General features: G+C 59.9%; 16 protein-coding genes. 9 read left to right on the plus strand and 7 right to left on the minus strand.

What is annotated here, in order from left to right:
* Nucleotides 1-128 precede the first annotated feature (128 nt).
* Nucleotides 129-1805 (plus strand): hypothetical protein, encoded by a 1677-nt coding sequence (locus tag GX444_16740; GenBank protein NLH50229.1) that lies wholly within the window; start codon nucleotides 129-131, stop codon nucleotides 1803-1805.
* Here GX444_16740 and GX444_16745 read toward each other — a convergent pair.
* The 5 genes from GX444_16745 to GX444_16765 form a co-directional block, all read right to left on the minus strand.
* The gene (locus tag GX444_16745; protein ID NLH50230.1) at nucleotides 1802-3898 is read right to left on the minus strand and encodes an alpha-glucosidase; all 2097 of its coding nucleotides are present in this window, start codon (nucleotides 3896-3898) and stop codon (nucleotides 1802-1804) included. The two genes, GX444_16740 and GX444_16745, sit on opposite strands and share 4 nt — an antisense overlap.
* 55 nt (nucleotides 3899-3953) lie before the next feature.
* The gene (locus tag GX444_16750; GenBank protein NLH50231.1) at nucleotides 3954-6197 is read right to left on the minus strand and encodes a PKD domain-containing protein; all 2244 of its coding nucleotides are present in this window, start codon (nucleotides 6195-6197) and stop codon (nucleotides 3954-3956) included.
* A gap of 137 nt (nucleotides 6198-6334) precedes the next feature.
* Nucleotides 6335-7723, minus strand: coding sequence for a flotillin family protein (locus GX444_16755; protein ID NLH50232.1), 1389 nt, complete (start codon nucleotides 7721-7723; stop codon nucleotides 6335-6337).
* 31 nt (nucleotides 7724-7754) lie between these two features.
* Nucleotides 7755-8369 carry a hypothetical protein gene (locus GX444_16760; GenBank protein ID NLH50233.1) on the minus strand — a complete coding sequence of 205 codons (615 nt, stop codon included), beginning with the start codon at nucleotides 8367-8369 and terminating at the stop codon, nucleotides 7755-7757.
* A gap of 114 nt (nucleotides 8370-8483) precedes the next feature.
* The gene (locus tag GX444_16765) at nucleotides 8484-11846 is read right to left on the minus strand and encodes a S8 family serine peptidase (protein NLH50234.1); all 3363 of its coding nucleotides are present in this window, start codon (nucleotides 11844-11846) and stop codon (nucleotides 8484-8486) included.
* 499 nt (nucleotides 11847-12345) lie between these two features.
* Between GX444_16765 and GX444_16770 the strand changes: the two genes are divergently transcribed.
* Together GX444_16770 and GX444_16775 are read left to right on the plus strand one after the other, a co-directional pair.
* Nucleotides 12346-13452, plus strand: a complete 1107-nt coding sequence (locus tag GX444_16770) for a YncE family protein (GenBank protein NLH50235.1) — start codon at nucleotides 12346-12348, stop codon at nucleotides 13450-13452.
* Nucleotides 13437-14879: a YncE family protein gene (locus GX444_16775; protein ID NLH50236.1), complete on the plus strand. Its 1443-nt coding sequence runs from the start codon at nucleotides 13437-13439 to the stop codon at nucleotides 14877-14879. Before GX444_16770 ends, GX444_16775 begins: the two co-directional genes overlap by 16 nt.
* Before the next feature lie 21 nt (nucleotides 14880-14900).
* On the opposite strand, the gene GX444_16780 is transcribed toward GX444_16775, so the two are convergent.
* A complete protein-coding gene (locus tag GX444_16780; protein NLH50237.1) occupies nucleotides 14901-15533 on the minus strand; it encodes a hypothetical protein in 633 nt (210 codons plus the stop codon).
* 633 nt (nucleotides 15534-16166) lie between these two features.
* Here GX444_16780 and GX444_16785 point away from each other — a divergent pair.
* Nucleotides 16167-16358 carry a hypothetical protein gene (locus GX444_16785; protein ID NLH50238.1) on the plus strand — a complete coding sequence of 64 codons (192 nt, stop codon included), beginning with the start codon at nucleotides 16167-16169 and terminating at the stop codon, nucleotides 16356-16358.
* A 73-nt stretch (nucleotides 16359-16431) separates the two neighbouring features.
* Here the strand turns inward: GX444_16785 and GX444_16790 are convergent, their stop codons facing one another.
* A complete protein-coding gene (locus tag GX444_16790; protein NLH50239.1) occupies nucleotides 16432-17619 on the minus strand; it encodes a hypothetical protein in 1188 nt (395 codons plus the stop codon).
* Between the two features lie 136 nt (nucleotides 17620-17755).
* Between GX444_16790 and GX444_16795 the strand changes: the two genes are divergently transcribed.
* The 5 genes from GX444_16795 to GX444_16815 all read left to right on the plus strand — a co-directional run.
* Nucleotides 17756-19036: an O-acetylhomoserine aminocarboxypropyltransferase/cysteine synthase gene (locus GX444_16795; protein NLH50240.1), complete on the plus strand. Its 1281-nt coding sequence runs from the start codon at nucleotides 17756-17758 to the stop codon at nucleotides 19034-19036.
* Nucleotides 19037-19123: 87 nt separating this feature from the next.
* Nucleotides 19124-20425: an alpha/beta fold hydrolase gene (locus GX444_16800; protein NLH50241.1), complete on the plus strand. Its 1302-nt coding sequence runs from the start codon at nucleotides 19124-19126 to the stop codon at nucleotides 20423-20425.
* Nucleotides 20426-20473: 48 nt separating this feature from the next.
* Nucleotides 20474-22978, plus strand: a complete 2505-nt coding sequence (thrA, locus tag GX444_16805) for a bifunctional aspartate kinase/homoserine dehydrogenase I (protein ID NLH50242.1) — start codon at nucleotides 20474-20476, stop codon at nucleotides 22976-22978.
* A 269-nt stretch (nucleotides 22979-23247) separates the two neighbouring features.
* The gene (locus GX444_16810) at nucleotides 23248-24633 is read left to right on the plus strand and encodes a TolC family protein (GenBank protein NLH50243.1); all 1386 of its coding nucleotides are present in this window, start codon (nucleotides 23248-23250) and stop codon (nucleotides 24631-24633) included.
* Nucleotides 24626-25141 (plus strand): biotin/lipoyl-binding protein (locus tag GX444_16815; GenBank protein NLH50244.1); only part of this gene is annotated, 516 nt, incomplete at its 3' end. The genes GX444_16810 and GX444_16815, both read left to right, overlap by 8 nt.

Raw genomic sequence — 25141 nt, forward strand, 5'->3', positions numbered from 1 at the left:
GAACAACCACGGCCCGTTTGCCGGTCTTGTCAAGGTTATTATTCGTTTTTATGTCGGGTAAAAATCGAAAAGTACTCGCCATCGCAAAGGCTTTCTGATAGGGTGGCGCAAACGCAATGGATTCGGAAATGCTTTATCTATCGGTCGCCTGGCCGGTGTTGTTGTTGGTGCTTTGGCACTATCGGAGCCGGGGAAAGCCATTGGGAGCCAACCTCGTCCGCTTGCTTTGGCTGTGCCTGGTGGCGACGGTTATTTTCGCCTATTGGCGGTATCTGTGGCCGATCAAGGGCTACGAAGATGCGTTTCCGATCGACGATTCCTACATCACGCTGAGCGCCGCGCGGAATTTCGCCGCGCACAATCTCTTCGCCGTCAATCCGGATGCGCCACTGGCCGGCATCACCAGCCCGTTTCACGTTTTGCTGGTCGGGTTGCTGGGCAAGGCAGTGGGCGTCGTCTGGGCCGATCGGCTGCTCGGTTTTCTGGCTTTTTTCTTCACGGTCGCGGGAACGGTCGTCTGGACGCGTCAACTGAACGACGATCCGCTGCCGGCCGCCGCGGCGGGGGCGCTTTGCGCCTTGAGCGGGCCGCTGATATTCGGCGCATTGAACGGCCTGGAAACCGACCTGTTCGCCGCGCTGATCATCTGGAGCGCGGTCCTCTACGAAAAAGGTCGTCAGGCGGGCAAGTGGTTTGTCGGCGCCGGGTTGCTGGTCGGCCTGGCCATCGTGACGCGCCCCGAGGGTTATTTCCTGGCGGTCGCCATTTTTTCAGTCGCCTTTTTTGAGCGGATCAAAGGGCGGTATCCGCTTTCCTGGGCGACCTATTTCGGCGCCTTGCTGGCGGTCGCGCTGATCGTCTCGCCGTACCTCTTGGCCAATTATCATTTGCTAGGGCGGGTATTCCCGTTGACGGTTTCCGCCAAGCAGCATTTTTTCGCTTCCAGTTGCACGCCGATTTTCCAGCCGATCGTCATGACGTTCTTTTCGCCGTTGATGCTGCTGGGCCCGTTCGTGATCCTGATTCCGTTTCTATTTGTAGCCAGCGAATGGCGGCGCCGGCTTTATCCGGCGGCGTTCATTCTCATTTTTTATCTGGCTTATCTGGTGAAATTTCCCGGCGCGCTCGGACATTATTGGGGCCGCTATCAACACCCGCTCTTGCCGTTCGTCCTGGCCGGACTGACGGTCGGCGCTGTGCATTTCGTCGCGAAGAAAAACGCCCGGCATCCGCGAACCGGCACCGTGATCGGCGTGATCTTGGCTATCTTTTTGTTTGTGGGCACCGGCCTCAACACCTCCATTCAGCGAGGCGTCTACCGCCATGCGATCGAAAACGCCAAGGACGGCGGCTACCTCTGGGAAGTGATGGAGTGGCTGCGGGCCAACACCGCACCAGGGGATTCCGTGGCGACGCACGACATTGGTGTGGTGACCTATTTTTCCGGGCGAAAAGTGATCGATCTGGTCGGGTTGAGCGACCCGGAAATCGCGGCGATCTACGCCCACCACCAGGCGCCGTGCGGCGGATTCAATCCGCGCGCCGATTCCCTATACCAGTTGCTCGCCAAACGCCGGCCCAAAATCGTTTATTTCGCGCCCTCGTGGGATGAACTCTACCTGGGTCTGCTCCGCATCGACGGTGGCCGCCACCTGGCCCTGGCGCATCGCTCGGAGGCGAAATTCGACCTCGGCGCGATCAAAGATCTGAAATTCCACGAATACGATTTTTATCTTGGCGATTGGGTGAACGACCTGCGCCAAACCGGAACCGGTCAGTCCGCCGCGACAACCGCCGCCAATTAATTCAGCGACCGAATCAATTCGACTTCTGCCGCCAACCGGCCGCGTCGGAAGAACGCCGCCGGCGTGCCGATCGGCGCCGGAACCGTGAAGATCGTCCGTCCGGAATAACGCTCGCCGGTAAACAAATGCTCCCATTCACCTTCCGGGAGATAAACCTTCACTTGTTCGCCGCCCTCGGTCACCACCGGCGCCAACAGCAGATCGTCGCCGATCATCCATTGCCCGTGCGCCTGCAGCGACTCGGCCCAATCCGGATCGACCAGCTCCGTGTGACGGATCAGCGGCAAGCCCATGGCGCGCGCTTCGTTGGCCAGTTGAGCGAAATACGGGAAAAGCGCGGCATGGATTTTGGCGAAACGAGTGAAATGCGCGAGGGTTTTCGGATCGCTGTCGAAATTGTGGTTTTCCAGCTTCTGCAGGCCTTCGTGTGTGCGCATCACCGGGGTAAAGGCGCCCAATTCGGTCCAGCGCAAATATAGCTCCTGGGTGCTGGGTCCGCCGGAAAAGCCGGCGATGTCATGAGTGAAAAACGGGATGCCGGCCAGGCCGATGGTCAGCCCGGCGGTGACGACGGTCGGCAGGCCGTCGTAAGGATCCCAAGATGCTTCTTGATCGCCCGCCCAAACGATCTGCGCCACTCGCTGTTCACCGCTGAAGCCGCTCCGGGTCAGCAAAACGTAATCGCCGTCCGGATAAGCCTCTTCCAACGCCTCGCGATTGAGGCGATGCCAGAGCGTCGGATACAGATTGTGCGTCGTGGGCGCCGCGCCGTTGTCCAGGACGGCGTCATAAGGCAACCACTCGCCGAAATCGGCCATCCAACCGCGCATGCCCAAATCGATGGCGCGGCGGGCGAAGTCCTGAAACCAGGCGCCGGCCTGTGGGTTGGTGACATCCAGCAGGCTGCCGACGAAGGTGATGATCGGAAATTGATAAACCCGGCCGTCCGGCCGCCGAATCAGGTAGCCGCGTTTTTCCGCCGCCGCGTATTGATCGTAACGCGGCACGATGAATGGATTGAAGTATCCCAAGAACCGAATGCCGCGTTCGTCGAGGGAGGCGATCCATTCGCGGAGGTTCGGATACAACTGCTCATCGAGCGTCCAATGATATTTAACGCCGAAATTTTGCAGCCCGAAGTTACGCAAGCCCACCCAATCCTGTACCCAGACCGCCGAAACCGGGATCCCGGCTTCCAGTGCCGTTTCGAGTCGCGCCGCCACCATTTCAGTGCCGCCTTGCGCCGCCAACCAGACTCCGGCGAATGCCCAATCGGGCGGAATCCGGTCGGGACGGCCGATCTCGGCGGTCAATTGCGTAACGATCGCGGCCGGTTTTGGACCCGGCAACACCAGGAAAGAAGCCGTCGCGCCGTCCCACGCTTCCACCGACCATTCGCGACTGGAAAAAGATCCCAGATCGAAGAGCGAATAGGTGGTGTTTTCGAGCAAGAACCCTTTTCCGGCCGCCGGGTCGAGAAAATAGGGCATCGGGAAATAGGTGTCGTGCAAATCGCCCTGGGTCGGCAACAACGGTAGCGGCCGGCGGCCGACGCCTTGTTCCTGAACCCAAACAGGCATTTTTTGACCGCGAAAGTCGACGAAATTGTATTGTTCGCCGAACCCCCAGAACCGATCCTCGGCCGATAGCGCAAAGCGCAGCCGGATTGCCCGGCCCGCCTGGTCTTTCCGCAAGCTGACGAGCACCCGCAAATTTCCCGCCGCCGTTTCGTCGAAGGTGATTTCGCCCACTTCCTGATTACCGGCGTTGAGAATCACCCGATCGGCCGCTTTCGTGAGGTAGAGGGTCTCGGTACGCACCATTCCGGGATTGATGAAATAGAAACCGAACAGCATGCCGACATTCGGATTGAACAGCCGGCGCTCGACACCCGTGATGGTAAACAGGAGGCGATCATCCCGCGAAATATCCAGACTGCCATCGGAATGTAGTTGCCAGTGCCAGCCTTCATCCGACGCGACGGAATCGTCGTCCACGGCCGATGGATCGCCGTTTGTCTGGCGATCCTCGCCGCAACCGAGGACGGCGAGCAGCAGGCAACAGAAGAAGGCTACGCGAATCCGCCAAGGCATGCTGATTCTCCGGTCGGCGCGGGTAAAAATCATCGAATCCGCCGCGGCTGCGCCATCACGGCTCCGGCGTGACCAGAATCGCCGCGCCCACGCGCAAGGCCGGCAAGACGGCCTGCCAGTGATCCGGCGCGAGTTTTACCCACGTCAGCGGCGAACGGTCGCCGCCGTCGAGCAACTCGAAGTTCAGCGGCTCGAAACCGTTCGGCGGATACAGGTCGATCGTCAGGTCGGTTTTTTCGTGCCATTCCCAGGGCGTCAGTAGATTCAATTGATAGTCGAGGTTGGTCAGGAGGACGACGATGCCGCGCGGGCTCACGGCCGCCGTCAAGTCGACCGTTTCGTCGTTTACCGCGGCGATGAACCCGGCCGGGGAAATGTCGCTTTCGAGCAGCAGCGAATCGATCTGCCGCAGTTCCGCGACGAGCTTGGCCATTTCCTGTTCCGGTTCCTCGGGGCATTTTTCGTCCCATTCCGGATTGTGGTTGAACCACAAGAGGCCTTTGACGCCGTAAGCGAGATTTTGGAAGAACTGGGCGCGGATTTCGTCGGCCGAGGTGCAGCGCAATTGAACGCCGTTGATGTCGAGCGTGTTGAACATCGCCTGCGTCCAATTCCAACTCGGGCGCGGTTCGGCGGTCGTTTTCATCGCGAAGGCGTAATAGCCGGTGAACTCGATCCGATCCCAATAGAACAGCGGCCAGTTGTAATTGCACTTCGGCGCCCAGACGCAATAATGGTCCATCCCGCTGATGTCGGGCAGGGTGCCCCAGGCGGGGAACTGATAACTGCACGCATCGTAAATCCACAGCGGTTTGGCATCGCCCCAGAGGTCGCGGTTGTTGCGCACGCGCGGCAGCGCTTCGCCGGCGGGGCCGGAGAGGTCGCCTTCGCCGCTCACCGCGTTGGTCAGCAAGCGGGGATGATCGCCCCAGTCCAGAATGAAATTCTGAAAGTAGGCATCCGGTTCGCCTTGGTGCGTAAAGAGATAAAAATCGTTTTCCTCGGCCAGGGCGAATACCGTTTCCGGCGGATTCGTGTCGGATGGATAATAAATGAACATATTGATGCCGACACTCAGATAGGTTTGCAGCGCGGCCTCGTCGGTGAAGGCGTCGTCGCCGTTCCAGTCGCCGACCGGGAAAATCGGAGGAAACAAGCGCAGGGATCGCGAGACGGTCAGCGCGGCGCGGCCGTCCGTGCCGTGCACCGAGAAGACCCGCCAGGGGCCAAACTCGACTCCCGCCGGTTGGGGAACGCGGATCAACGCTAATTCGCCCGGGGCGATTTGCGGATTGTCGATCGAGACGTAATTGGAAACATCCAGGCCGTCGATCGACAGGCCCGTCACAGTCAAGGAGTCCTCGGCGTCGTTGCGCACGTGAACGAGGATTTCATCCGCCGCGACGTTGGCGGTGATGTAGCTGGGGGTCAGCGAGGGAGCGGGTAGGGTCCCCGAATAGCTCCAGATCTCCGTCTCACCCTGCTTGATCTGGATCGTCACGGGATCGCCCGCATCGAAAGCCGCCGAATAGGAATGACAACGCAGGATGGCGATGTCGCCGGCCAGCAACTCGTTGCCGATGACCTCGCACCATTCCACGTCGCCGTCGGTCGAATTGCCGGGCAAGCCGTTGATCAGAATCGTGTCCGGCGCGCAATCGAAGGGCACGATGAAAAAGCCGTAAAGCAGACCGCCGTGATCCGGCTTCGACCCTTGTTCGATCACCTCGGGGTTGTAGTAATTCGGCGCGAAGCCGATCTCATCGAGCGCCCCGATGCCGGTCGGCAAGTCGCCCGCCGTGACCAACCAGCTCGATTTGTCGGCGTAGCCTTCCTCGTTGGTGACGGTCAGCACGACCGGGAAGGTTCCGGCACCGAACGCATGCTGGGCGGTCATGCCGGTCGCCGATTGGCCGTCGCCGAAGTCGTATTCGTAGGTCAGGAGGCTGCCGTTCGGATCGGTGGAGTCCTCGCCGGTGAAGGAAACACTATCGCCGACCGCGGCGAAATGCGTCGATCCGGACAGGACCGCGATGGGCTCCTTGGCGTAGTCGGGAGTATCGTCATTATTGTCGTTATCGTTGTCGTTATCATTGTCATCATCGTCGTCATTGTCGTCATTGTCGTCGTCATCGTTATCGTCGTCGTCAGCGGCATCATCGTTGTCGTCATCGTTGTCGTCGTCGGCGGGCCCGGCCTGATCGTTGTCGTCATCGTCGTCCGAATCGCAGGCGGAAAGAGAAAATAATGCACCGCCGAGGGCAAGCAGGAAAACCATAAATAAGAAGTATTTGGTCATGACACGCCCTTTCCCGATGGAAGGTTGCCTGATGAGTGTCCTAAATGTGGCACTGAGTGTCAAGACTTGTCAGCACAATACAGAAGACTTGTCCACGCCAGGCGCGAATAATTGCCCTCAATGTCTCGGCGGCAGAGCTATTTTGCCGCGGGAGCCGACGGCGCCACGCCTTCGGCCGCCGGTTTGACGAGAATTTCGGGTAGATTCAAGCCGACCATCTTGAACAGGTCGTTGTATTGCGGCAGCGAATTAAGCATGCCCGCCAGGAAATTCGCCGTGGTCGGCACGCCCTTGCCATTGCCCATATTGTCCCAGACGACGACCTTGTCGATCGACAGGTTTTTGATGGCGTCGACCTGAATCTTGGCGATTTCGGGCAACTGCTGGGCGATCATCAGCATGACCGCTTTGTTGGCGTCGCCGCCCGCCACTTGCAGGTATTCGCGCAAGCCTTCGGCCTGTTTGGCGAGGTTTTCCATCAAACCGCGCGCCTTGCCGAGCATTTCTTCGTAAATCGCGTCGCCGGAACCCTTGGCCTCCAGGCGCAGCTTTTCGGCCTCGGCCTCGGCCGTCAGGCGGATGCGCTCTTTTTCGATCTCGGCCTTGACTACGGTATTGGCGAACTGTGTGGCGCGATCACGCTCGGCGCGCTTGGCTTCGGCGTTTTTCTCCGCCGCGTAGGCTTCTTCCAGGGCCTTGGCGGTGGCGACTTTTTCGGCGGCGGTCGATAGGCGTTGGGCCTCGGCTTCCTTGACCTTGCGATCGGCCAGACTGTTGGCGATGGCCACGGCGGCGAGGTTTTCGCCCTGGACGGCCGTGGCGTTGGCCGCCGATACCTTGATGCGCTGTTCTTTTTCGGCTTCGGCCTTGCCGACTTCGCCGTCGCGTTGCTTTTGCGCCACTTTGATTTTCGCTTCATTGATGGCATGCAGGGCGGCTTCTTGGCCCAGCGCTTCGATGTAGCCGGATTCGTCGATGATGTCCTTGATGTTCACGTTGATCAGCCGCAGGCCGACTTTTTTCAGTTCGGTCTCGACGTTTTCACTGACATTGGCGAGGAACTTATCGCGGTCGGCGTTGATTTCCTCGATATCCATCATGGCGATGGTCAGACGAAGCTGACCGAAGATGATGTCCTCGGCGATCGACTTGATCGCCTGCTGCGGCAAGCCCAGCATCCGCTCGGCGGCGTTGAGCATGATGATCTCCTCGGTCGAGATGCCGACCGTGAACACCGAGGGCACGTTGATGCGGATGTTTTGTTTCGAAAGGGCCGACCGCAAGTCGATATCGATGGGAATGGGCGTCAGGTTCAGAAAAGCGTAGTCCTGCAGCAGCGGCCAGACGAACGCCGCGCCGCCGTGGATGCAACGGGCGGCCCGCGCCTGACCGGACGCGTCCTTGCCGGTTTTGCCGTAGATCACCAGGATTTTGTCGGACGGGCAGCGTTTGTAACGGCGCAGCGCCGCCAGAAAAATACCGAAAAACGCCAACGCCAGAATGGTGACGAAAATGAGAATATACACGACTTATCCTCCCACGCGGTTGAGACTGAATTTATGCCTTACCGACGATCACGGTTTCACTGTCCAGAATATCGAGCACCTGCACCGCGGCGCCGGTCGGCAAATCCTCGCCGTCGGTCATCGCCCGTAGCTCCCGCAATGCGCCTTGATAGGCCACCATCACTTTCCCGACGCCTTGCCGGCGGCCGGGAATGCGCAAATAGACTTCGCCGTGCTGGTACAGCGCATTGGTGATCCGTGTGTTGCCCGCCTCGGTGATTTTGCCGAGCATCGCGAAGATCCAGGCGAAGAGAAACATGAAGGCCAGACCGGTCAGGCCGCCGATCGCCGCGGCCAGAATGGCCGGAAAACCCGCGTGATGCGAGGCGATGCCGAGCCAACTGAAGGCGGTGAAGAAGATGATCAGGCCTTTGACGGTAAACAGCTTCAGGCCCGTCGCGCCGTGGTGCGTCGCGTCCGCGTGATCCACGCCGCCGTCATCCAGGCTGCCGTCGGAGGGGACATCACCGTCCGCGTGGTCGGCGCCGAAGCCGATAATTTCCAGAATGACTTGCAGCAGGGTCAGGACGGACGAGGGGACCGCGATGATCCACAGAGTCTTTTGAAATAACGGCAGGGCGTCCCACCAGGCTTGTAAAAAGTCCATACCCGCACCTCCGCATCAGGGTGACCGTTCGGGATCGGGAATCGCACCGGGATCGAAAAACATATACCCCGTTTTCAAAGCCATGGAAAGGCGAGCGGCCGTCCCGGTCGTCGCTCAACAGCCGCAGGCGCCGCGCTCGCCGTCATCGTCGTCCGCCGGGACGGCGGAGTTTTTATCGTCATCGGCCAGATCGTTGTCGTCGTTATCGTCGTTGTTATCATCATTGTCATCATTGTCGTTGTCGTTGTCGTTGTTGTCGTCATTATCATCGTTGTCGTCGTCATCATCGTCGTCGACCGGACCGTTTTGCTCCGGCAGCGGAAATTCATAGTTTCCGGTGTTGAACGGGTCGTGCTGATGCGAGGTCCATTGGAGATTGCCGTCGGCGGGTCCGGTCGTTCGCCAGACGAAGAGGTAACCCTCGCGCGTCACCGCCGCCACCTCGAGGTAGCCGTCACCGTCCATGTCGCCGACCGTCGGCGAGGAAATGATCCAGCCGCCGGTGAATTTCGGCCAGCCGGCGGGCTCGTCACCCAGATGGTTATAGGCATGCAGATAATACCCGCCCGATCCGCCGATCAACTCGGGTAAGCCGTCGCCGTCGAGATCGGCCACGATGTTTTCGCCCACGAATTGAATGTCCTCGAAGGGCCGGGGAAAATGTCGCAGGCTGGAGCCGTCGTCGAGGTACCAGGCGCCGACCAGGGAATCGGCGGGGATGCGCAAGCCGGCGAAAACCAATTGCAGCCCTTGCCGCAGACCCAGACCGGATTTGATGATCGCCAACCGGCCGCTGCCGTCGAGATCGGCGAGCGACGAGTTGCCGTTCATCGTGAACATCAGCGGATCGATCGTGCCGTTTTGCAGACCGAGAACCAGCGGTGACATATAGCGAATGAGTTCGCCGTTGTGGTCGTAGACGGCGGGCACCAGCACGCCGGCGTGAACCATCACCTCGTCGTAGCCGTCGTGGTCCAGATCGGCCGCCACCGGCGAGGTGGGCGTGCCGGTGCCGAAATAAGGCAGATAATCCATTTCCAGGCCGAACGGCGCAACGGGCCAATTTGGCAGGAACGGGCCGCCGGCGTGGTCGTTGCCGTCGCGCCAAAGCGCGTACACGCGGCCGTAGTAATCGTCGTATTTTTCGTTGGTGGCGACGACGATCTCCGGGCGGCCGTCGGCATCGAGCTCGGCGAGCGCGGGCGTTGTTACGATGCGCGTGCCTTCCTGGCCGGTCGAGTCACGGCACAATACCGGCCAACCGGCCACCGGCGATCCGTCCGATCGCCAGGCGTACACATATTGGTCCATTCCGGCGGCGACGATTTCCAGCGCATCATCCGGCTCCGGATCGAGATCCACCAGAACCGGCGAACCCATGAAGCCGTAGTCGACCTTCCATTCCGGATTCAGGTGCGTGGGATCCATCGCCACCGGAAAACCGGGCTGTAACGAACCGTCCGCCTTCCAGACGTACAATTCGCCGTCCATGGAAGCGACGACCACCTCGACCGTGCCGTCGAGATCCAGGTCACCGGCCGCCGGCGAGGCCAGAACGCTCTGCCGCCAATCTGACGCCATCTCACCCGTGCGGTAGGCGGCGGAATTCAGGTAATTGACTACGGAGGGATCCTGTCCCGGCGCGTAATCCATCGGCGCCGGCCAGCCCGGCAATTCGGTGCCGTCGCCGCGAAAGGCATGCACCCGACCGTCGGCGCTGGGGACGATCAGTTCGAAAATGTCGTCGCCGGTCAGGTCAGCCATCAGCGGCGAGGCTTCGCCCGAACCCCCCAGGTCGCGCGGAAAACCGCCGGCCCAGTCGGCGTCGCGATAAAGGAAAAACTGGTGGTAGTAGAGCACCTCGTTGCCCAGGGAATCGTCGACCACCAGGCGAAGCAGTAGGGCGTAATGATCGGAGGCGTCGCGGCTGATGGCTTTTCCCTGGGGCATGGGAAAATCATTCGGATCGACGATGCCCAACTCGCCCGCGAGCGGCGCCGACAAATAGTTTTCCTGGGTGATGACCGTCCAGCCGTCCGCCGCGGGCTCCAGGCCGACTTGCGCCTCCAGGCGGTAACTGTAAGGGCGGCCGCGACGGGCGTCGACGTAACCGACGATCGAAATAGAGTCCTGCGCCGGGCCGACGATCTCATACCAGGCGGGCGTTTCGATATAGGCTTCCGGCGGGATCGTGTCCGGCGCCACCAGGTCCACCGCCGCGCGCACGTTGAGGCGGCCGTGCCCGAAGTATTTGTCCCAACCCGGAAGGCTTTGATAGATGAATGGATTGTGCGCCGCTTCCGGACGGTAGACGTCGGTCGCGCTCATCGCCACCAGCCCCATGACCTCGGCGGAAGACAACGGCGGGTCCAGGTCGATCTCGATCGCCCGCGAATAAATCAGGCCGAGCGCGCCGCCCATGATGCCCGTCGCGCCGCTGCTGCAAGCCCAACTGGCGCCGCTGACCGTGATCTTCGAGCCCCAGTTGGTGCAGGCGTCCAAGGCCATGAAGCTCGTCACCTTGTCCAAATCCTGGTCGGGAATGACGTTGTTGGTGTGAATGGTCCTGCCATATGTGGCCGGGTAATTGTGGTGGTAACTGTTCTCGTCGGCGGCGCTGGCCGCGAACGACACGTTGTGGGCCAAGGCATATTCCACCGCTTCCCGGGCGAAGGGCGTGTTGTTGATCGTGCCCAGCGCCTCCAGTACGACCTGGGCGCCGCTGTCGGTGGCGAAGATGACGCCTTGCGCGAAATGGTTGACGTCGGCCACGAAGCTGTCGCCCACCCGCACGGGGAGGATCAGGCAGCGTGGGCACACCCCCGAGTCCTCGATGCCGTTGTTGACTTCGGCGGCGGCCATTTTCGCCTCGCCGGTGCCGTGCCCGAAATAGATGTCGTCGTGCGGATCGTTGTCGTGCTGGTAAAAATCCCAGCCGCAGATGTCGTCGACGTAACCGTTGTCGTCGCTGTCGACCCCGTCCGAAAACAATTGGATCAGATCGCCCGGATCGAGGTCGTTGTTGTCGTTGACGTCGTAGACGCGGGAATCCGCGGCGTAATCGAGCATGTTGAAAACGCCGTCGCCGTTCGCGTCGTAGTATTCGCTGCCTTCGGGCAGGGGTAGTTCTCCCCGATTCAGGGAATATTTGTGAAGCAAATCGTCCGTGCCCCAAACGACGCCGCTGTCCAGCACGGCGATGACCACCTCGGGCGAACCGGTAGTCACCTGCCAGGCCCGGTCGGCGCTGACGCCCGAACCCAGCGGGATTTCCTCGGGGCGGATCGTATCGAGATAATCGTCGTTGATGTAGGAAAGCAGATACCAGCGCCCGGCGAAACCCGGATCGTCGGGCGGCGCCTCGCGCGGGTCCTGGTCCGGCCCGTTCGGCCAATTCGGGTTGGCGGCAGGAAGCAAAACCGGCCAAATGCCGATCGCGAGAATGACAAGGAAATAGTGGAACAGCCGGCGACGCATCGATACTTCCCCTGCGGAGTCTTTATCTCATGGTGTTTGCGAATATTTGGACGCAACTAGTTTAGCTATTTACGCAAAAGCGACAAGACAAAATTATTTTTAACAATCGGGTGTCAATTATTGTCACTCCGGCGGCTGTTTGCTGCCCAATATTGACACATTCACGGATACGGCATCGTAAAATGATCGAAAAATGCCGGTATTATCAAGGAGAAACAAAAAGTTTGGGAGGAAAACGCGCTCGGTATTCTTTTTGCAATCATTATCACGCGTGGAGGATTGGGTTGGTTGGTCGATCCCCGCTGGTACTCGTTACCGACGGGGATCGACCCAGTTCTTTTTTCTTGCCTCTTCGCTCGGTTTTGCAATGCCTTCCGCAGCCTGTCGCCTGGTTTTCTTTCCTCTTGGATTTCCAAACCTTTACCGCCTTTGCTAGTTGACTTGTCGGGACGGTGAAAAGTAAGATGCGCCGTTCTGTGTGAAAGCAACGAGGTTCGCTTTGCGATCAACCCATATCCTTTGGCTCCTGATTTTCAGCCTCTGCCTGCTGGCCGGCGCCGCCTGCGAGGAATTGCCCAGCTATGAAGGCGAGGGCGGTATTCTGGACAGCCCGCTGTCCTTGGCCGTGCACTGGCCTTATGCCTATGTGGCCAACGCCAATTTCGACCTTTCCGGCGATAAACGGGGTTTCATTTCGATCGTCGATCTGGAAACGGCGCTGGTGCGGCGCGACAAGGCGATTCTCGGCCACGTCAAAACCAAGCCGTTCCTCAGCAAGATCATTCTGAACGCCGATGGCACGCGGGCGTACGTCGCCGAGCGGCGCAACAATTCGATCCGGCTGTTCGACCTGACCGATCCCGTTCACCCGGTGGAAATCGACGCCAATCCCGACAAGGAAGGTGTGCAAGGCATCGGCGTCGGCCGGCAGCCGTACGGCCTGGCGTTGTCGCTCGATGAAAAGATGCTCTACACAGCCTGCATGAGCAGCGGCCACGTGTCGATCGTCGATCTGGAAACGATGCAATTGACGAAAAACATCCTGCTTTCCTCGGGCATCAACGAATTGAAATTCGACCCGGCCGGAAAGTTCCTCTACGTGACCAACCGCAAATTCAACACCGTGACCCTGCTCGATGGCGCCTCCGGCAACATCGTCACTTCCTTCGGGATACCGACGCAAAGCAGCCTCGCCGGGTACGATTTCCGCGGACTGGATTTTACGCCGGACGGACATTACCTCTTCGTCGCCGTCAAAACGCCCAGCCGGTTGTTGATGGTCGACACCGAGAAACTGCCGATGTACCCGACTCAGGCCGTCCTGCGCGAATTGCCGATGGACACCGGGCCGATGGGCGTGGCCGTGACTCCGGACGGCCGGGAAGCCTGGGTGACGAACTACGAAAGCGAATCGATTCTCGCCGTCGACGCGCGCACGGGCACCTTGTTGAAGTCGCTGCCGAGCCGCCGCGGGCCGTCGGATATCCAGATTTTCGCCCGGCCTGAAGAACCGAATTACTATTACGCGCTGGCGGCGAATTTCAAAACTCACACGCTGACCTTGATCGATACCATGACCAAGGAAGTGATATGGTCGATCCCATGAAGCCGTGCCTCATCGCTTTACCGACACCCGCCCGGAAGCGCCCGACCGGGCTTTTCGTCCTGGCGGCGGGTTTGCTCATCCTGACCTTGCTGGCCGGCGCTTGCGGCGGCAACAACCAACAGGAAGAAGAAAAACGCAACTTCTACGGGCCGACCGAAATCGCTTTGCAGCCCTATCCGCTGCTGGAAAGCGGGCCGCTCCTGTTCGCGGTCAACAGTTGGGGCGGCAACCTGTCGATTCTCAACACCGAAAGCTACGAAATCATCAAGGGCTACGTTTCCGATCGTTGGGAAGAAAAAGCCCTCTGGGTCGGACCGGCGCCGCAGGATATCGCCATGACGCCGTCCGGCGATCTGGTTTACGTCACCGATGCGAACCGCGAAGCGGTGCGGATCGGCATCACCATCGAGCCTTGGACCATCGACCAGATCGACCTGGTGCTCGAACGCGCCCGCGTTTCCATCGTTCCCGCGCTGATCGACCCGGATGACCTGACCACCTCCATTCCCCCCGCCTGGGAGGAACGCGGCGAGGTCTGGTTCGCCGATCCGCCCAACAGCCGTTTGGTGGTGTGGAGTCATTTTGAAAACCGCGTGGACGGACAGGTGGAGCTGCCCAGCCCGCCGGTCGATTTGCAGGTCAGCCGGGACGGCGACGCGGTTTTCGTCATTGGCGAAGATACCGCACTGCGGGTGGTCGATGCCGTGACACGCCGGTTGGAAGACGTCGAAGTCTTCGTCGGTGGTCTGCCGACGCGGGTCGTCGAGAGCCCGGCCGGCGATGAAGTGTACGTGCTGAATTCCAATCCGCCGCAACTGCACATCATCGACGCGCGCACCTGGCGGCAGGACGACCTGGAAATCACCTTCCGGGCCGCGTTGAACGACATGGCCTTTTCCACCGACGGCGATTTCGGGTTCATCACCAGCGACGACGGCTTCCTCTATTGGTTCTATCGGGAACTGCATCGGGTTTGCGGCTCCTGGTACGACAAACCGTATTTCTACGATTTCGGCCCGATCGCCAATCCGACTCTGGTCAACATCGAAACCGAGGATTGCCGCACCCACGAAGAGGAATGGAAAATCACCTACCGGCAACGCGAAGACGACTGGGAAGTGGAAGGCTCAAAAAGCGGCTTGCAGATCAATCTGGCCTACACCGGCCAGTCGTACATTTCCGACCAGGGCGAGATCAAATTTCTGATTCATGCCGGTGATTACCACGAATCCGACGGCGACGCCTTCCGCATCTGGACGCGCGTCGGCAAGGAGCCGGTGCCGATGGGCGCGCTGCCGCGGGGCATCGCCATTTCGCCGATCATCGACGAACTCGGCGAGGACAAAGTCTTCGTCGCGGATCCCTCGACCAATTCGGTGACCCGCATCATCACGGACGATACCGAAAACTTCAATACGATTGAGTAGCGAAATTCGGAATGTTCGGCATCACGCAAACAAGTCGATTAATTGGCCGGTAACCGCCGCCGCGTTGCCGCTTTGGGTTTGTTCGGTGGCTTGACCGGTCGCCGCTACGTTGCCGTCCTGGGTTTGTTCGGTGGCCTGGCCGGCCGCCGTTGTCGAGCCATCGCCTTCGGTTTTTTCGGTCAGGATTTCCCGGTTGGCTTTGAGAATCTCGCGGCTGGCTTCGTTCGCCACGGCGCGATCCTGGGAAGAGGGGTCGGCCGGCGCCAACGCGGCCGCGCGGACGCGTTCCATTTTGCGCACGGTCGCTTCCGGATCTTTTTCCGGACTGACGCTGATGGCGACTTCGCCGCCGATCGCGTAGCGCTTGCCGTCGGGCCCGACCTGGTAGGTGTAACTGACGCCGCCGGTGATCCCCGCGCCGGCCGCCTTATGCGCCATTTCGTGCGCGCGGACCTGCCGGTCCCGCGTTTTCAACTCGGCGACTTCTTTTTTTTGTTCCGGGGTCAATTGATCGTTGGTCGTTTGGGCGGCGCCGTTCTTGGCCGTGGAGGAGGCGTTGCCGTTCGCCGCGGTTTTCTCGGTGGGCGGCGAGCCCTTAACCGCGTTGGTCAGGCCCGGGTAAAGACCGGATGCGCTGATTGATCGGATCGGCATTAAACCTCCTCACATCCCTTATCGGTATTTCCGTATCGTACTGTAACAGAAAAAAGGCAGCGGGGAGAACGCTGCCTCGACAATTGGGACGTCGGAGAAGAGGTAATGACTTGCGTCGAGTGGGTTTTACTCCTTCGACTACTAGAAACCGACGATCACCCCTGAGTACTTTGAACAAACCGGCCAACTCAAGAAATCGATCGCTTTGCCCCCAAAACCTCTCACAATCATCCGGTCAAGCACTGTTGATTCATCGCCTGTCGTCAATTAGTGCATCGGAATCGCCTGGGTACTCCTGAAGAATATTTTCCACCCGGCCCAGCGTCGCGATTTTTTCAAAAAATCATCGTGAATTTCGGATATCTGAGATAATTAACAGGGAAAATCGTCGCTTGTCGACCCATTTTTATGATGTTTTAAATTATTTACGCAACGATATCAATTAGTTGGCGAAACAGCTCCAAATTGGGCATCGGAATTGCAAAAATATTTATTGTCTTTATTCAACCATTGAGTCGGCACCAATAAGCAGGTAGCGAGAGCTAAATTGTCGGATGTTTTCGCATCGGTTATCAGCCTGCGAAGGAAGAGGAACTTTGTCCATTTATTGGTGACGACCCGATTTGATCGGGCATGGACGACGCCGTCAACGGCCATCCGGATGGGCCGAAAATGGGCGGCGAACTGCCAGATGATGATCCATCGGAAGCGGTCATTTTACCGCGCGGCTTCGCGGTCATGGAGCGAAATGCCGGGGCCGTCAAACGCTGGAGATCTCGATTCAATCGCCGCGGCAATGGATTTGCCCGACGAGGCGTCGAGTGATTGGAAAATCGGATTTTACGGATTCAACCCCGGCCGGTCTTTTCGATCGGTCGGGGACTTTCTTTAAAATCTTTCAGGGCCCGACGGATGTCGGGACGCTCATCAACAATTCGGCCAGCCATTCGGTCAGAAATTTTCCGCCGACCGTCGTTTGGTAAAAACGTTGATCGGAAGTGAGGGCGACATGGGACGCGCCTTCTACGTAATAGGTCGACCAGCGGCCGGTCGGCGCCAATAGATCGTCGCGCAGGGCCAACAAACCGGCGCGGTAATCCGCGGCCGGAATGATGTCCCCGCCGGTGCAGTGATTCATGCCGAAGGCGAAGAACTCGCGGATGGTCGCGTCTTCCATCGTGGAACTGAGGCCGAAGGTGCCGTTCGGGAAGGTCTCGGCCAGCCACGAATGCCAGCCGCTGAAGCCGTCGCCGTTGAGTTGGAGGCAATCGGGGCAGCCGTCCGCGACGACCGGGTCGGTATTCCAGAGCAAGCCGACCAGCAATTGCAGGCAGGGGCTTAGAACGTCATTGGATTCGAACAACGGGCCGGAATCGTCGAGCAGGGTGACCGGTACATTTTCGAACGCCCGCGCCAGATGAGCGTAATTGAGCATCACGCCGAAGCCGCCTGCGCTTTCGCCGGCGAGCAGCACTCGTTTCGCGTCCCCGAATTGTTCGTGCAGATGGGCGATGATCGATTCCATGTTCTGATAGCCGACGTACTGCTGCTTGCCGGCAACGCCCGGCGCGGTTCCATCGGGTTGGCTGCCGGAATGCAGATCGCCGGTGCAATAGGGCACAAAGGCGATGTTCCAACCGCCGACCGGATTTTCCGGGTTGGCCAGATTGTAGATGCCGTGGCTGCCTTCGCCTTTTTTCCAAATTTCGAGGTCCGTCGCGTCGAACTTCGCCGGATTATCCGCGCAACTTTTCGGATCGAAACAGGCGCCGCCACCTTGCAGAATCACCGCCAGGTTCTCGGATTCCGGGGCAAGCCGGATCGCGATGCCGGTTTCGGAACCGTCCCGGCAATACGTTCCCGCAATGGGCGTCCACACCCAATCCGTCGCCGCGGTATCGTCGTCGCCCGTATCATCGCCGGCGTCGTCGTCCGTCGATTGATCGTCGTCCGTCGTCTGATCGTCATCCGTCGCGTTGTCGGCCGAATTGTCGTCATTGTCATCGTCATCGCCCGAATCGCAGGCGAGCCAACTGACTATCAGCAAGAGAACAAGGAACGCGAATCCCCGGCGGATGTTTTGCATGAAAAGCCCTCGGCAGCTAATTTTCAGGAATTCTTGACCGAAAGAGGAAAAGTGTGCAACCTGAATTGTTCGGCAACCGTAATTTTTCGTCTTTTCGTTTTCGTCAAACGCCGTCGAGGTGCAAGGAAAAAGAACGATGGGAAAAAAATATCATTTCGAAACGTTGGCGCTGCATGCCGGTTACGAGCCCGAACCGACCACCGGATCGCGGGCCGTGCCGATTTACCAGACGACCAGCTACCGGTTCCGCGACGCCGATCATGCGGCCGATTTGTTCGACTTGAAGGAAAGCGGGCACATCTATTCCCGCATCAGCAATCCGACGGTGGCGGTTTTCGAGAACCGGATGGCGGCTTTGGAAGGTGGCATCGGGGCGCTGGCCGTCGCTTCGGGACACGCGGCGGAAGTGTTGACGTTGCTGACCTTGCTCAAAGCCGGCGATGAGTTCGTGTCCGCGCTGACGCTTTACGGCGGCACTTACAACATGTTTCGGGTCACCTTGCCGCGGATGGGAATCACGGCGCGGTTCGTCGACATCAACGACCCGGCGCAGGTCGCGGCCGCCGTCAATGCCAAGACCAAGGCGATCTACCTGGAAACGATCGGCAACCCGCGTTTGAACGTTCCCGATTTCGCCGCCATCGCCGCTATCGCCCAAAATGCCGGTATCCCGCTGATCGTCGACAATACCGCCGCGACTCCCGCGCTTTTTCAACCCTTCCGACATGGCGCGGATATCGTCATTCACAGCGCCACGAAATTCATCGGCGGGCACGGCAGTTCCATCGGCGGTGTCATCGTGGACGGCGGAAAATTCCCTTGGAACAACGGGAAATTTCCCGAATTCACCGAACCGAACCCGGGCTACCATGGGATGAAGCTCTATGAAAAATTTAGTGAGCAGTCGTTCATTGCCAAAGCCCGCGTCGAGATGCTGCGCGATCTGGGGCCTTCGATGAGCCCCTTCAATGCTTTTCTGTTCATTCAAGGGTTGGAAACCCTTGCCCTGCGAATGCAGCGACATTCCGAAAATGCCCTGGCGCTGGCGCAATGGCTGCAAGGTCATCCGCGAGTCGCCTGGGTCAGCTATCCGGGCTTGCCGGGCGATCCATCCTACGAACTGGCTTGCCGTTACTTGCCGCAAGGCGCGGGCGGCCTGGTGGCCTTCGGCGTCAAAGGCGGATTGGCGGCGGGCCGCAACCTGATCAACCACGTGAAATTGTGGTCGCTGTTGGCCAACATCGGCGATGCGCGTTCGTTGATCATTCATCCGGCGTCGACGACCCATCGTCAGCTTACCGACGCGGAACGCGAGGCGGGCGGAGTCGGCAACGATTTGATCCGGTTGTCGGTCGGCTTGGAACATCTTGACGATATCATCGCCGACCTGGATCAGGCCTTGTCGAAAACCGGATGATCCCTTCATAATGCGACATTCGCCGATCAAAGACAGGATTCGGCCGGCCGTTTTGTGCTCGGTCGTTTCGATAGAAAAGGAATAGTCATGCAGCTCCAGGAGCCCGGTGAGGCGCAGGTTTTCGATCTGGTTTTAACCGATTTACGGCTGGAAGCCGGCGCGGTCGTCGAGCCTTATCTCGTTCGCGGCTGGTGGTGGGGACCGACCGAGGATCTGGCCGGTTTGAATCAATTGGCGATGGTTATGTCCGATCGCGAATACCGCTCCCGATCATGGCAGGTCGTGCGGCGGGATCGGATGGCGATCGAGGATTGGCAACGAAAATTTTCCACCCGACGGCCCGCTCGATCCGCGGCGACTTTATCGGCTGAAATACCAACGATTCTGCTGGTTCATGCGTTGACCGGCGATATGCGTGCGGGCGGTCCCGGCGGTTGGTGGGATAGGGTCGTCGGCCCCGGAAAAGCGCTTGATCCGCGTCGCTACCGGCTGCTGTGCTTCAACCTTTTAGGCTCATGTTATGGATCCAGCGGACCGGCGGATGAAGGTTTTTCGCGTCGCGAGGATGATGATTTTCCGGCGCCGTTACCGGTTGCGAAAGGCAATCATCTTTTGCCGGAGAACCTTCTGCCGGCGACGGTGACAACCTGGGATCAGGCACGCGGCATTCTGCTGGCGCTCGACGCTTTGGGGATCGACCATCTTTATCTGGCGGCGGGCGGTTCGCTGGGCGCCATGATCATTTTGTGCCTGGCAGCGCTGGCGCCGCACCGGATCGCGCGGATCATGCCCATCGGCGCCGCCGACCGCGCCACTTCGTGGGTCATCGGCTGGAACCACGTGCAGCGCCAGGCAATTTTGCTCGATTCGAATTTCCCGGCCGATCCGCGGCGCGGCGTGGAACTGGCGCGGCAGATCGGCATGCTGACCTATCGGGCGGAAGAGGGCACGGAACTGCGGCAAGGACGGCAATTGGCCGGGTTGCCGGACGGCGAAACGGGCTGGTCCTCGCGAGCGCCTTATCAGATCCACACCTATTTGGAGCACCAGGGCCAGAAATTGGTCGATCGTTTCGACAGCGGATCCTACCTGGCGCTGCTGGGCGCGATGGATCACCACGATATCCGCCGCCGGCCTTCCTGGGCGGCCGAACCCGAACCCTGGGGTGAATCCCGCATTCGCGCCAGCGCGCTGTGCGTGGGCATCGACAGCGATCAACTGTTTTTCCCCGCGGCCATTCGCGCCTTGGCCGAGCGGTTGAGCGCCCAGGGCGGTCACGGAGAATATCGCGAGTTGACGACGCCCTTCGGCCACGACGGATTTTTAATCGAAACCGATAAAGTAAACGAATTGATGAAACGGGCCGTGGAGTTGCCGGCGCCGCGCTGATCAACGACGGAGACGAAGGTGGAAAACAAGGACCGGACCTATCGCGTGATGAAATTCGGCGGCACTTCGGTGGGCAACGCCGAGCGCCTGCTGCAGGTGATGCGACTGATCGAAAAAGAAAACGAAGCCGGATCGTTGGCCGTCGTGGTTTCCGCCATGGGCCACACCACGGATCATTTGATCGACGCGGTGACGATGGCCGCCACCGGCGATATGGGCCGCGCGGAAACGATCGTCGACCGCATCGAGGAATCGACGATCACCCACGGCAACAACGTGCTGGAGGCGCTGCACAAGGATCATACCGGCCTGGCTTTTCGCCCCGACCTGATCGACCCGATTCGCCAGGTGCTGGCCCCGCTGCGTCAGTTGTTGCGCGGCGTCAGCATCGTGCGCGAAAAAACCCCGCAGACGCTCGACCTGGTGATGAGTTTCGGCGAGCGGATCAGCGCCTCGTTGCTTACGCTGCTTCTCCAGGCGCGACGCGTCGACGCCGTTTTCGTCGATGCGCGCGATTGGGTACTGACCGACGACAGCTTCGGCCTGGCGAAGGTCGACGTCGAAAAAAGCCGGACCCGCCTGCGGGCGCTGGCCGCCGCCTGGACCGGCAAACTTTCCGTTCACACGGGTTTTCTGGGCCGGACCGCCGACGGCCGCACCACGACCTTGGGCCGCAACGGGTCGGATTACACGGCCGCGCTGCTGGCGCAGGCGCTGGAGGCGCGCGAGGTCGTCATCTGGACCGATGTTTCCGGCGTGATGACGGCCGATCCCGCGATCGTCGATGACGTCTATACCGTGCCGCGCCTCAGCCATCAGGAAGCGCTCGAGCTGGCCAATCTGGGTTGGCGCATGTTCCACCCGCGAACGATGATTCCGTTGATCGAATCCAACATCCCCATGCACATCCGCAACACCGCCGATCCGGAAGCGAGCGGCACGTACGTGGACGCGGCGGGCTCGCCCGACGCGGATCGGCCGACTTGCGTCACCAGCCTCGAGGATCTGGCGCTGATCGAAGTGGAATACAAGCAGGTCGCCGAGGAAACGACCGTCGGCGAACGGGTGCTGCGGGCGCTCGACGACGGCGGCGTCGTCGTTTGGATGGCGGTGCAGACGCCGCGCGGCCGGGCGATCGCCGTGGTCGTGCCGCATGAACAAAGTCGGCGGGCCGAGACCATCATCCGGGATGAACTGGCCCGGGAACTGGATCGCAAGCTGGTCGGGGCGCTGCGGATTTCCGCGCCGGTCACCCTGGTGACGCTGGTCGCCGAGGCGATGGGCCGGACCGTCAACGTGACCGGCCGTTTTCTGCATGCGGTCGGCCGCGTGGGCGTCATGGTGCGCGCTTGCGCCCAGGGCGTCGGCGAACGGTCGATTTCCGCGGTGATCGACGCCGCCGACACGCACGTGGCGCTGCGCACGGTGCACGCGGCGTTCAACCTGGCGCATCAGCCGGTCAGCATTTTCCTGCTCGGCAAGGGAACGGTCGGCAGCCATTTCCTGCAGCAGATCCGCGCCCAGAAAAAAAGCCTGCTGGCCGATCACAACATCGTGCCCCGCGTGGTCGGCCTGGCCGACAGCCGGCGGGTGCTCTTCGATGCGAAAGGCATCGATCTGGAGCGCTGGAACGACCTCCTCGCCCAGGCGCCGCAGGCGGGCGACGCGCCGCCGAAAATCCAGCCGCTGCTCGATGAATTGCGCCGCCTGCCGGTGCCCGTGCTGGTCGATTGCACCGCGGAAAAAGGAATGGAAGAACTGTATCTCGAGGCCTTCGCCCGCGGCATTCACGTGGTTGCCTCCAATAAAAAGCCGCTCACGTTACCGTGGCCCGAACGGCAGACGCTGATGGGCGCGGCGCTACGCCATCACCGATCGTACCTCTATGAAACCACCGTCGGCGCCAGCCTGCCGGTCATCAACACCTTGAAAAACCTGGTCAACACGGGCGATCACGTCTTGCTGATCGAGGGCGCGTTTTCCGGCACCTTGGGTTACCTCTGTAATGAATTGATGTCCGGGGTTCCGCTGTCGCAAGCCGTGCGCACGGCCAAGGAACTGGGCTATACCGAACCGCATCCGCGCGACGACCTGTCGGGGATGGACGTGGCCCGCAAGGCGCTGATTCTGGCGCGCGAACTGGGCTACAAGGTGGAACTGGAAGATATCGAGATCGAGCCGTTCGTGCCGGTCGATTTGCTAAAGAAAGACGATCTGGAGGAATTTTTCCGTTCGTTGACGGAAAGCGATCCGCTCATGCGAAAGCGCATCGAACAGTTGCAATCCGAAAATAAATTGTTGCGTTACCTGGCCACCATCGACCCGGAAGCCTCCAAGGCCGGCAGCAAACTCGTCAGCGTCAAACCGGTCGGTATCGGCATGGATCATCCGGCCTCACGCCTGCGCGGCAGCGAAGCGTTCGTTTCCTTTACGACCGAACGCTACCAGAAATACCCCTTGATCGTGCAGGGCGCGGGCGCGGGCGGGGCGGTCACGGCGGCCGGTGTTCTGGCTGACGTTCTGGAACTGGCCCAAATGCTGCGCGGCAAGTGACAGATTCCTAAATTCCCCAGGTTAAAACATTTGGACAATGAAAAGATGACTCGTCCGCGTTTTTTGCGGATGGTTCAATCTAATATTTTTTCTGGTTCAAACGAAAAAAAGACAATAAATGTCTTGTCCTAGACAACATATTGAAAGATCGGTCCCTCAAAATTGCAGATATGGGACATTTTTTACTTGACAACTTACCGGGCGGTAAGTAAATTTCCTGCCCACGCTTACTTACCGGTAAGTAGGTTGATTAGCAAGGAGATGGTTGGATGAAACGAATGACGCTGATCGCAACCCTGACGGTATTGGTCTTGATGGCCGCGCCGGGCTGGTCGTTCGCCCTGGACCTGAAGGAATGTCTCGATCGCGGCATGGCCAATTCGGATCGCGTAAAAGCAGCATTGGCCGGCTGGGATCAGGCTCGGATGCAACGGTATGCCTCACCGCTGAACTTTTTACCGACGCTCAGTGCGCAGGGCAGTAAAACCTGGCTGGATGTTCACAGCACCATGCCGGAAACCTCGGTATCGCTGCCGGCCGGATTGCCGGCGGAACAAGCGCAATTGCTGGGGGCCATCTTCGGCGCGATGGATTTCAGCTCTCTGACGGCCGTGCCGGACCACAACGACGACCTGACGCTGAGCGCCTATCAACCGTTGACGCAACTGCCGCAGATCGCCTTTTACGACAAGGTCGCCTCGGACAGCACCGAACTGGCTCATTTGTCCTACGAAGTGACCAAGGACCAGACGGTGTTGTACCTGGCTTCGCAATACTTCGGCGTGTTGCTCGCCCGCGACCGGACCCGCGCCTTGCAGCGCGCGCTCGAACAGGTGGAACGCCTGAAGCATGACGCCGAGAACATGATGCAACAGGGGATGATCACCAAGGCCGACCTGCTCAAGTTCCAAATGCGCTACAGCGAGGTGGAGATGCAGTTGTTGCAAGCGCGGAACGACGAGGCGGTCGCCAAGTCGCATCTGGCGCTGCTGCTTGATCTGCCAATCGAAAAAATCGAATGCGCGGAAACGGAGATCGCGCCATCGGCTTTGAAAGAGATGTCCTGGTATCAAGAAACCGGCCAAAAGGATCGGCGTGAATTGCGGATGGTCGGCTTGCAGGAAGGGATCGCGGGCGCGACCCGCAACGCCGCGTATCTGTCGCTGCTGCCGCAGGTCGGCGCCATCGCCTCGGCCAACTGGAACGAAGACGGACTGGACACGACGCCGGACCGCACCTACGCCGCCGGCTTCGCGCTGTCGTGGAATTTCTGGGGCTGGGGCGGCGATGTGCTCAAGGCCCGCGCCGCCGGTTATGCCCGCGAAAAGGCGATCTTCGAGGCCAACGCCACCCGGATCGACCTGCGCGTCTCTATTGAAAAAGCCTGGCGCGACGCCACCGTCGCCCGGCAGGTCGTCAAAACCTACCGCGAAACCCTCGACCAGGCCGAGGAAAATTTCCGCATCGAAAACAACCGCTATCAGATCGGTAAATCCACTGCCGCCGACTTGCTCGGCGCGCAAACCCAATTGACCGCCGCCGACACCGGTTACAAGGCCGCGCTTTATAACGTCGCCTTGGCCGACGCCAATCTGGAGGCGTCGATCGGTCATCGTCCATTTTCGCAGCTTACGGGAGAGTCGGATCATGAATAAATACACGTTGTCGAAAACGCCTCAGGTGAAAGTGATCGCTTGCGCGAGCCTGCTCGCGCTGTTGCTGCTGGTTTCGATCGGCTGCGGCAAGGGAACCGATGCCAAGCAGGACGGCGCCGGAACCGCCGAAATCGCGGTGCCGGTGAAGGTCGTGGTGGCCGGACAGGGACAGAGCGGCGGCCAGATGCTCGCGACCGGTACGCTGGAACCGGTCAATCAGACGCAGATCGGTTGCAAGGTCGGCGGGATTGTCGCGGCGGTTCACGTCGAGGTCGGCGACCGGGTGAAGAAAGGCCAACCGCTCGTCACGTTGCAGCTGACGGATTATCAGTTGGGCGTGCAACAAGCGACGGCGGCGTACCAGAGCGCCCAAGTCAACTTCGAAACCGCCGAGAAAAACTACCAACGCGTCACCAATCTGAAAAACGACGGTTCGATTTCGGCTGCCGATTTCGATCAGGCCACGCTCGGTTACAAGGCGGCGAAGTACGGCCTCGAACAGGCCGAA

Source organism: Myxococcales bacterium (assembly GCA_012517325.1).
GTDB lineage: Bacteria > Lernaellota > Lernaellaia > Lernaellales > Lernaellaceae > JAAYVF01.